The sequence below is a fragment of the Paenibacillus eucommiae genome (assembly GCF_017874215.1).
GTDB classification, from domain to species: Bacteria; Bacillota; Bacilli; order Paenibacillales; family NBRC-103111; genus Paenibacillus_AI; species Paenibacillus_AI eucommiae.
Genome location: NZ_JAGGLB010000030.1, coordinates 124,999 through 134,894, shown reverse-complemented (window position 1 = coordinate 134,894; position 9,896 = coordinate 124,999). Strand labels below are relative to the sequence as shown.

Sequence of the window (9,896 nt, the reverse complement as noted above, 5' to 3'; positions counted from 1 at the left end):
ACTACTTACTACTTACTACTTACTACTTACTACTTACTACTTACTACTTACTACTTACTACTTACTACTTACTACTTACTACTTACTACTTACTACTTACTATATTGTACTAAATACAAAAAGTCAAGGAGTTATTAACCAATTTTTCAAATCACAATTTGTGAATCCGCCCATTCTGCGAAGCTGTTCATTTCATATGTCTTTTTAAGGCTCCTCTCGATCTCGATAGTTCCTAGGGTTGATCTGACAAACATTATTATGATCATAATTTTATTGGTCATTAAATCAACAACTCTTTGATTTAAATAGACACAAAAATCTTATAAAAGTTACTTTTAATTGAGTATATCGCCATACTAGTAGATCGATTCTGAAATAACGTTTGTTTCAAGCATCATTCCTGCATACCATATGTCCATCGAAATGGAATAGGATTTTTATTGACTTCTTGAAGATAAAGTTCAATACGTTCCTTAAGTTCTTCTTTGGATTTGACACGAATATGCCGTAATACTTGTTTAGTTATTTTAGCAAAGAAGGTTTCAATGACATTCAGCCACGAACCATGTTTAGGAGTGAAGATGAACTCAAACCGATCTGGAACAGTTTCCAAGTAAGCTTTTGTTTCCTTAGAGATGTGTGCTGAGTGGTTATCTAACACGATTTGTATACGTAACTCTGGTTTATAATGTGTGTCCAGTTTCTTAAGGAAATCGACGAATTCTCGGCTACGATGACGTTCTTCAACCGAGCCAATAACCTCACCTGTGACGAGATCTATTCCTGCAAGCAAACTAAGTGTACCGTGACGTTTATACTCAGAATCTCGTCCAATCGTTTTATGCTCGCCGGGTACAGGCGGCAAATCATCCGCCGTATTTTCAATCGCTTGAATGCCCGGCTTTTCATCATATGACAAGTAAACATCACACAGCGGTTTGATTTCATTATTTTCCATGATAAACTCAACTTGCTGATAAACATGGAGGACCTGAGCACGTTTGGTTTCAAAATCGGGATCGCGGCGCTGCAAGTAATAATTGATTTTATGAGGCTGGATTTCCATGGAGGATAACAACTTTGAAACACTGCCGGGAGCATGGTATCTCTCCGTTCATTCTCTTTCTTAGAGTATACCACAATTTCTATATAATGTCATTATTTTGGAATCAGTCTACTAGAGATGCAAACAGAGAAGCCGTTCACCTGTAGCAGTCTGCCTTTCGGTGAATGGAGCGTGCGCTTGACTTAACGATGTTTTTTATCGCTAAAGCAAGGTTTCCAGGCCAATCAGTCACTTTAATGATGATTTTCATCGCTAAAGGAGGACGGATGGCCTCTTTGGGTGGTAAATAGGGATTTTAATGATGATTTTCATCGTTAAAGTAAGGATGTGGAGCGGACCTGCTGCTTTTAACGATGAAAATCATCGTTAAAGCAGCAGGTCCTTCTCAGTTGCGCGCGATCTTCATCCCAGCGTTTGCCCGTTTGAGCTTGGTGTTCGTACGATTGTAGCTGAGAGAGGTAAGGGGTGTGGGTGGAAGAGCGGTAGCGTCCGCATTTAAAGATTTGTTTCCACCTCACAACCATTCATTCAAGAGAACAAATCTTTAACAGCGGCTGGAGCCCACAGCCCTTACCTCCGCCACGCACTTAAGTTACTTGAACTCGCTCCTCAAAGGACGCTAAAAGGTGGTTTGCCCTAAATCCCTTTCGCCGCTCTTCCTATTAAATCCACCCGTGGAGTGTTCCAAAGCTCGATCCATTTTTTAATAGCTGTGACGATAATGATAACGCCAAGGATCAGCATGATGATGGATAGTACGGCATTTAATACGCTATACCCGGAGGCAGCGGGGTTTAAATAGACATGTCTTACCATCCAATAGCCCGCATAGTTGACGGTCGTGTATAAATAAGCAAGGGGGACAAGGCAAGTTAATATATACCACCGCTTATCTGCAAATTTCAAAATGACGGTAGCTCCGATAATTAATCCGATGGATGCCATCAGCTGGTTCGATACGCCAAAGAGCGCCCATACAGAACCAATGTCTCCGGAAAAGAGGAGGTACCCCCACAGTAAACAGGCTAATGCACTGGCGAATATAGAGCCCGGCAGCCAATCCACTCTTTTTAACGGTTTATAGAATTCACCAAAGAAATCTTGAATCAGATAACGGGAAACACGGGTGCCTGCGTCAATGGCTGTTAAAATAAAGACGGCTTCGAACAAGATAACGAATTGGAAGAAATAAGAGGCCAGATTTTTAAACCAGGGAAGCTCGGTAAAAATATAGGTCATGCCAACAGCAAGGGTTACGGCCCCGCCTGTTCTTCCTTCCAAATTCAGGCCAATTTCTTTGCTCAGCTCCGGAAGGTTGACAACGGACATCCCCAACGTGGAGAATACCTCCGGCTGCGAGTTAATGGCAAAATAATCAGCTGGCTGTAAGGAAATTGCAGCAATCAAAGCCATAATAGAAACTAGACATTCTACAAGCATAGCTCCAAATCCAACCACTTTAATGTCGCTCCAGCGATTAAGCATTTTGGGGGTTGTGCCAGAGCCTACGAAAGCATGGAATCCGGAAATAGCTCCACAGGCGATTGTAATCGAAATGAACGGCCATACGGGACCTGCTATAACGGGGCCGCCTCCATTAATAAAATCTGTAAAAGCAGGGAAGGCTATAGCGGGATTTACAATAAATACACCAACGATTAACGCAATAAAAACGCCGATTTTCATAAAGCTGCTTAAGTAATCACGAGGTGCAAGCAATAGCCAGACAGGTAAAGCGGCAGCAAAAAAAGCGTATATGGGCAAAATAATAGCGAGAGTCCCCATATCAAAAGTTAACCATTCGCCAAGCTTTGTATGCTGAATAGACGGACCGGCAAAAACTCCAACCATAATGAGAATAAATCCGACCGTAGATGGGCCTTTTAAATTGCCTGTTTTCTTATAATACAAGCCAACTCCCATAGCAATGGGGATGGTAATGCCTACAGCGAAGGTTCCCCAAGGATTTTTTTCAAGTGCATGCAATACGACCATGGACAGACCGGCCATAGTAATCGTAATAATAAATAACATAGCTAGTCCCGTACAAAAGCCTGCCACAGGCCCTAATTCTTCTTTTGCTACTTCGGATAAGGATTTGCCATTTTTGAGCATGGAAGCAAATAAAACAACAGCGTCATGAACCGCTCCTCCGATTACGGCGCCAATCAACAGCCATAATAGACCAGGTAAATAGCCGAATTGAGCAGCTAAAATAGGTCCTACGAGGGGACCAGCCGCAGCAATGGCGGCAAAGTGATGACCAAAGGATACCCAACGGTTGGTGGGGACATAATCCTTTCCATCCTCCAGATCGTGAGCAGGTGTTGCCCTGGATTCATCCAGCTTTTGCAGCTTTAGAACTTTTACCGCTATAAACGTACCGTACAAACGGTAAGCTATCATTAATATGCAAATAGAGCCAATCATAATTGTAACTGCCGACATTGAATAAGCCTCCCATATAACCTTTATCGTATCGATCTCGTGCTGCTCTTGTGTTTTTTGTTTAATTTTCTGAACAGTCTCTATTTTACTTGATGAAAGCGCTATTATACGGTTTTCACGATGAGATACAGGATAAAAGGGATGGGATGCCAAAATACAAAGCTGAAATACATGCTAATCCCTGCAGGGGCAAATAAGCTTTAAAAGCCTAGCAGTTGTTTAAGCTCTTTGACGTAATTGCGGCTTACCGGAACCTTGGAGCCCTCCCGCATAATTAAATGATACGTAGCATTAAACCAGGGCTGAATTTCTGCGATATGCTGCACATTCACAAGGTAGCTGCGATGAACACGTGTAAAAGATGTATACTGCAGTTTTCGCTCAATCATGACAAGCGTCTCTGCAATTTTATATTCATTGTCTAGCGTTTTGATTAATGTTTTGCCTTCTGCGGAATTAATGAACAGGATCTTATCGATATCGATTAATAAAATCCGTTCTTCGGTGCTGATTGCAATTTTACCTGTTTGCCCGGTGGGCATGCGAGTTGGCGTAGCTGCTGCTGAGAGCTCTTTGTCACTGGTTGCTTGCAGCCTTTCGATTTTCTCAATGGTTTGTTGAATCCGCACTTCATCAAAGGGCTTTAATATATAATCGAGCGCATTTACATTAAAAGCTTGCAGCGCATATTCGTCATAAGCTGTTGCAAAAACAATGGCAGGAGCAGGTTCAATTGCCAGCAATTTTTCGGCTAGCTGGAGGCCGCTGTCTTCGGCAAGCTCAATATCCAAAAAAACAACGTCGGGCTGCAGCGCTTGAATGTGCTCGATCGCATCTTGTATGCAATCTGCTTCACCTATGACTTCTACTTGCTTGCTTCTACGCAAGAAATAGGTTAACTCATCTCTGGCTAACGGTTCATCATCCACTATAAATGCTTTTAGCATTCCTCGTAAGCCTCCTGTTTTCCATGTAAAGGTACTATAATTTGCACTTTTGTGCCTTTTCCGGGTTCACTTTCGATACGAAAGCTTGCCTGATCGCGATAAATACCTTCCAAGCGTTCTTGTATATTGTACAGCGCCGTTCCTGTTCCCTCTATAGAGTCTACGGTTTGTTTGCCCAGTGATCCCAGCTTATCTTCAGTAATCCCTTTGCCATTATCTTCAACTGTTACATACATGTTTTCAGCCTTACTGTAAGCGCAGATCCTGACCTCGCGAGAGCTTTTTACCTGTGAAAAAGCATGACGAATCGCATTCTCCACTAAAGGCTGAAGCACGAAGGGTGGAATGGATATGGTTTCAAGACCCGGCTCAATGTCGAACACAACGGTATATTTATTTGGAAACCGCGCTTGCTCCAGTGACAAGTAGGCTTTCACATGCTCCAGTTCCTTTTCAAGTGTAATTAACCATTGATGGGCACCCTGTAAATTGCTGCGGAAAAATACACTGAGCTCCAGCAGCAGCTTCCTTGCTTTCTCAGGATCAGTGCGGCATAAAGCTGAAATCGTATTAATGGCATTAAATAAAAAATGGGGGTGCACCTGTACCTGCAAAGCCTTAATTTTCGCATCCTTCAACAATTTACTTTGCAGCTCTGCTTCAGCTAATTCCAATTGGGTAGAAAACAGCTTCGCTAAGCCTTCGGCCAATTGTTGTTCCACTTGACTTAAACGGCTGGGATCTTTGAAATAAAGCTTTAGCGTACCTACGGTTCTATTATGCACTTGCAGGGGCAAAACTACCGCGGCTTGCAGGATGCAATGAGGATCAAAGCAATCAATCTCTTTTTTGGACTTGGCAATCATGATTGTTCCTTGCTCCAAAACACTTCTCGTGAGTCCGGTCGCCAGCTTTTGCATGGGAATATGGTGATCAGAAGCTTCGCCAACGTGGGCTAACACTTGATGATCATTGGTGATCGCAATCGCATCTGCCACTGTTAATTTTAACATCACCTGGGCTACTGATTTGCAGGATTGGGGATTTAAGCCTTGACGGAAAAAGGGCAATGTTTGATCGGCTATATAGAAAGCCTTATGCGTTTGCAGGGCGCGTGTCCGCTCTTCCTCCCGTAAAATGGATTGAATGATAAACATAAAAACAAGTGTGCCGAATCCATTGAAAATAATCATCGGAATGCCAATCATTTGAACAAGCTTCCAAGCAGCTTCATACGGTTTGGCGGTAAGCAAAATAATAACCATTTGAACAACTTCCATCAATAAGCCGACGACAACAGCAAACCATGGTGATATCAGACCTTTTTTGCGGTACCATCTGCCTAAATAACCCGCTGCAAGTCCAGCCAAAATAGAAGAAACAGCACAAGCACCCGCCGTAAAGCCCCCAAGCGTATACCGGTGTAAACCGGCAATCAAGCCTGCTCCTAATCCGACAAGCGGTCCTCCAAGCAATCCGCCCATGCCAACTCCCATAACTCTCGTATTGGCAATAGCGTTATCCGGATCCACCTCCATTAACCAAGTCTGTGAGACAATAGAGCTCCCGCTAATTTCAACTCCCGTATAATTGCTTATAATCCCGAAGCATCCAAAAACAGCAATAAGCTGTATTTTTCCCGCAGTTTTATGTTCGTAATGAACCATTTGGCGAAAGGACTTCATTTGGGAAAGCAAGAAGGCAGCAATAACAATAATTCCGACCCTTTCTAACATTAACGGCAATAAATAAATCACGTTCGTTCACCTCCTCCTCGTTTAATGTTTCCTTTTTTCCAGAAAAAAAGCGCTGAGAATCCTAATAACATTCAAATACCGATGCTTACAAATGTAGTATAAGAGTAGTAAAAAGGCAATCAAGTGGTGTATATTGTAAAATAAAGAGAGGATGATGCAGAATGACGAATCGGCCTTCAAGCGAAGAATACGGTGCTTACTATGAACAGTATATTGGCTTAGTTCCAGATGGAGATGTTAGTGGGATTCTAACACAAGGTCTTGAGGACACAACCAGGCTGCTTAGTGGTGTTCCAGAGCAACAGGGGAGTTACCGGTACGCTGCAGGAAAGTGGAGTCTAAAGGAAGTGCTGGGTCACATTACAGATACTGAACGCATTATGAGTTATCGTTTGCTCCGTATAGCCAGAGGGGATAAGACGCCTTTAGCCGGCTATGACCAGGATGATTTCATAAAAGGAGCTTCCTTTGATTCGAGTACACTGGCTGAATTGATTGAGGATTACACGTTCGTTCGCCGTTCAACCTTGACTTTGCTTAGGGGGTTGCCAGATGAAGCGTGGTCAAGAAGTGGCTCAGCCAATCAAAGTGAGTTAACCGCGAGGGCCTTGGCTTACATCATTGCCGGTCATGAGCTTCATCATATCAAGGTGATTACGGAAAAATACTTAGCTTAAGAGGCTGAACAAAGGAATGGAGGGTGGGACCTATGGAAAGGTTATTGGAGCTCTTTCTTCTATGTATCGTGCTTACATTAGGGAATATTGATGAAAAGACAGACCCCTGGCCTCCTGTTATCGCAGTAGAAGCTCCGAAGCCATCCGAGCTTTCAAATCTGGTATTGAAGGATGAATGGGAAGCCATCAATAAAAGCATAAATGATCACAGGCAAAAAATCGAGGCTCAGCATTCGATCCAGATTCAGAGCATGGGGGTTGGGCAGGATCATATTCTGATTGTGATCAGGAGCTTTGGAGATGTGGAAAGAGTGATGTCGGAAACTGAGCTTGCAGCTGTGGAAAAAACTTTGTTTGAGCTTGCCAATGCGAAGTTCCCGTTGAAGCTGTCAGTCCAGAAATGCTGTACCAGGAAGGCTGATATCACAGGCAAGATCAGCGATTATGATAAAGCACGAAATCGGATTTTAATCGTGGATGAGCGTGAAAAAGAAGCTGATACAGACGCCCCCGAAGCTGCGTGGGTAAAACTTACTGCAGATGGCATCCTGATGGTGGGCGGAAAAAGGGCAGCTTCCGGCTTCGACAAATCGTTAATAGGCCGGGAAGCCAGTGCGTGGTCAACCGGGTTTATGGCGCTGTCGTATCCGGGTCAAGCTTCGGTTTTGAAAGTTGTTGTGGAGTAAACACAGAAGAAAACCTCCGATTCCGCTGCGGTAGCAGGGTCGGAGGTTTTTGTTTTGGAATAAAGGGCTTCAAGTTCGTGAGTTAGGGAAGGGGCTGCTAGAGCCCACTTCCTGACCTCTCCAAAATGAGTGCTACACTTACTTAACGATGTTTTTCATCGTTAAAGTAAGGTTGAAGAGACGACGTGATGCTTTTAACGATGAAAAACATCGCTAAAGTAGAAGTCATCTCAGTTCTCTTCATCCCAGCGCCTCGCCCGCTAAGAAATCTCCTCCAATCAAAAGAAAAAGCCTTACTGGCCGTCCATTTGAGCTTGGTGTTTGTGCGATTGTAAGCTGAAAGAGGGAATGGATGTGGGTTGAGCCCACATTCATTCCCTCCACAAATCACCCAAATCACCCAAGCCTCGAACAAGTTCCTAAAAGGGCATCATAAGGCATTTTGCTTAGTTAAATCGCATTTACGGCAACTTCTTCGTCCTCATCACGATTGAACGCTTCGCGATCGAATTCTCCTTCGGAATCGGCCACGAGCAGCGCGGTAACAGTCGTCCCGGTTGCGTTGACAGCTGTGCGTCCCATATCGATAAGAGCTTCTACACCTGCTACGAGTGCGATGCCTTCGAGCGGCAAACCGAGCGCCGTCAGTACGACCGTTGTGGAAATTACGGCTGGTCCTGGAACGCCGGCAACACCAATGGAAGAGATGATGCTAACAAGTACCAGAATTATATAATCTGTTAGTGTCAGGGTAATGCCGAATACTTGCGCTGTGAACACAGCTACGATAGCTGGCCATATGCCGCCGCAACCGTTGAAGTTGACGGATGCCCCTAACGGAGCTACGAAGCTCGCGATTCTGGGGGAGACATGGAGCCGCTTCGTAATGACTTCCAGATTGACTGGAAGTGTTGCGTAGCTGCTTCGAGTCGTAAATGCTACGGCCACCGTCGGATAGATTTTGCGGAAGAACCTGATCGGGTTCACTTTGGCAACAACCAGCACCAGGCCGCCAAATATGAGAACGAAGTGCAAAATCAATGCGACATAGGAGGTGATAATTACGCTGCCCAGCTCCTGCAGGGTGTCCCAGCCATAACGAGCGGTAATTCCGGCAATTAGCGCGAACACGCCGTAGGGAGTCAAGCGGATCACGAACTTGACGACTTGGTGCAGCACCTGTGTCAACGATTGAATGAGATCCCGCACAGGTTTTACTGCGGCTTCGTTTTTAGAACCGACTTTAATGATGGCCACGGCCAAGAAAATAGCAAAGATAAGTACGGGTACAACTTTGCCCGTCGCCGCTTCATTGAAGGGGTTCGAAGGTACGAGATCCAGAATAACTTGTGAGAATGTAGGAATTTCACGGGCTTTGAAATCCTCCGGCACAGCTTGCTGGATACCTTGCCCAGGGTTGAACAGCAAGGCAATCAACAGACCTATAATGGAGGCTATGGCTGTCGTTCCCAGAAACCAGGCGAACGTTTTGATGCCGATTTTGCGCAAATATTCCAAGCTGGTTAATGAAGCGATACTGTTCAGTACAAGTATAAATACGAGTGGAATAACGAGCATTCGAATTAAACTAACATAGATGCTGCCGAAGGTACTGATCCCCTTAATCTCAAATGATTCCAAATTCTGAAAGAGAATACCTACAATTAGACCTATTCCCAACCCCACTAGCACCCGAGTTCCGAAGCTGACACGCTTTCGTGCCAGGAAAAACAAGATCCCGAACACGAAGATAGAAATGACAAAACTATACCAATTTGTTTCGATGGCAGATAGCAAGTTATTTTCTATGTTATCCATTTCTCTTTAAACCCTCCTAAACCTATTTTTTTTGTCGGAATAATAGACTAAATGTACAGACAACACATATAATTGTCAATTATTATTTTTTGCCAGGGAGGCTTATGATTAGCACTAGTATATGTGATTCCGGGCAAAATACGACTAGAAATTAGCGATTCAAGAACGTTCATTTATAATTCCTACTAAATCGATGGGAAAAATAATTTTGTGATTGACAATTCCATTCATCGCTACTAACATAGGGGTAGGAACAAAATGATGGAAAATCGTTTTGATCGTTTTGTTGGATGATGAAGGACGATAAATCAACTGGACCACCAGAGATTTGACGAGAGCGTATGATCGCTCTTTGTTGAATCTCCTTTTTTTTATCCGAAAACTAAAGCTCTAAGGAGGAGAAAAAGAAATAAATTGTAATTTTACTTATTTTATCCACCAAATGTAGTGAAACAGAAATGAATGTTTAAACAAAAAGCTCACAGAGCGAATCGAAG

6 protein-coding genes and 1 pseudogene are annotated in these 9,896 nt (G+C 43.7%); 2 read left to right on the top strand and 5 right to left on the bottom strand.

Going from position 1 to position 9,896, the window contains the following annotated elements; all coding sequences use genetic code 11:
* Positions 1 to 394 precede the first annotated feature (394 nt).
* The 4 genes and pseudogenes from J2Z66_RS32370 to J2Z66_RS32355 form a co-directional block, all read right to left on the bottom strand.
* Positions 395 to 1,081 (bottom strand): annotated as a pseudogene (locus J2Z66_RS32370) (IS630 family transposase); the annotation flags it as partial.
* Positions 1,082 to 1,702: 621 nt separating this feature from the next.
* Entirely contained in the window at positions 1,703 to 3,514 is a 1,812-nt protein-coding gene (cstA, locus tag J2Z66_RS32365; RefSeq protein WP_209976902.1) for a carbon starvation protein CstA, read from the bottom strand.
* Positions 3,515 to 3,714: 200 nt separating this feature from the next.
* Complete coding sequence (locus J2Z66_RS32360; protein WP_209976901.1) at positions 3,715 to 4,461, bottom strand: LytR/AlgR family response regulator transcription factor; 747 nt, start codon at positions 4,459 to 4,461, stop codon at positions 3,715 to 3,717.
* A complete protein-coding gene (locus J2Z66_RS32355; protein WP_209976900.1) occupies positions 4,455 to 6,218 on the bottom strand; it encodes a sensor histidine kinase in 1,764 nt (587 codons plus the stop codon). Before J2Z66_RS32355 ends, J2Z66_RS32360 begins: the two co-directional genes overlap by 7 nt.
* Positions 6,219 to 6,379: 161 nt before the next feature.
* Here J2Z66_RS32355 and J2Z66_RS32350 point away from each other — a divergent pair, with 161 nt between their 5' ends.
* Positions 6,380 to 6,895 carry a DinB family protein gene (locus J2Z66_RS32350; protein WP_209976899.1) on the top strand — a complete coding sequence of 172 codons (516 nt, stop codon included), beginning with the start codon at positions 6,380 to 6,382 and terminating at the stop codon, positions 6,893 to 6,895.
* A 32-nt stretch (positions 6,896 to 6,927) separates the two neighbouring features.
* Positions 6,928 to 7,581, top strand: a complete 654-nt coding sequence (locus J2Z66_RS32345; protein WP_209976898.1) for a hypothetical protein — start codon at positions 6,928 to 6,930, stop codon at positions 7,579 to 7,581.
* A gap of 450 nt (positions 7,582 to 8,031) precedes the next feature.
* Here J2Z66_RS32345 and J2Z66_RS32340 read toward each other — a convergent pair whose 3' ends face one another.
* Positions 8,032 to 9,399: a dicarboxylate/amino acid:cation symporter gene (locus J2Z66_RS32340; RefSeq protein WP_209976897.1), complete on the bottom strand. Its 1,368-nt coding sequence runs from the start codon at positions 9,397 to 9,399 to the stop codon at positions 8,032 to 8,034.
* Between the last annotated feature and the right edge of the window lie 497 nt (positions 9,400 to 9,896).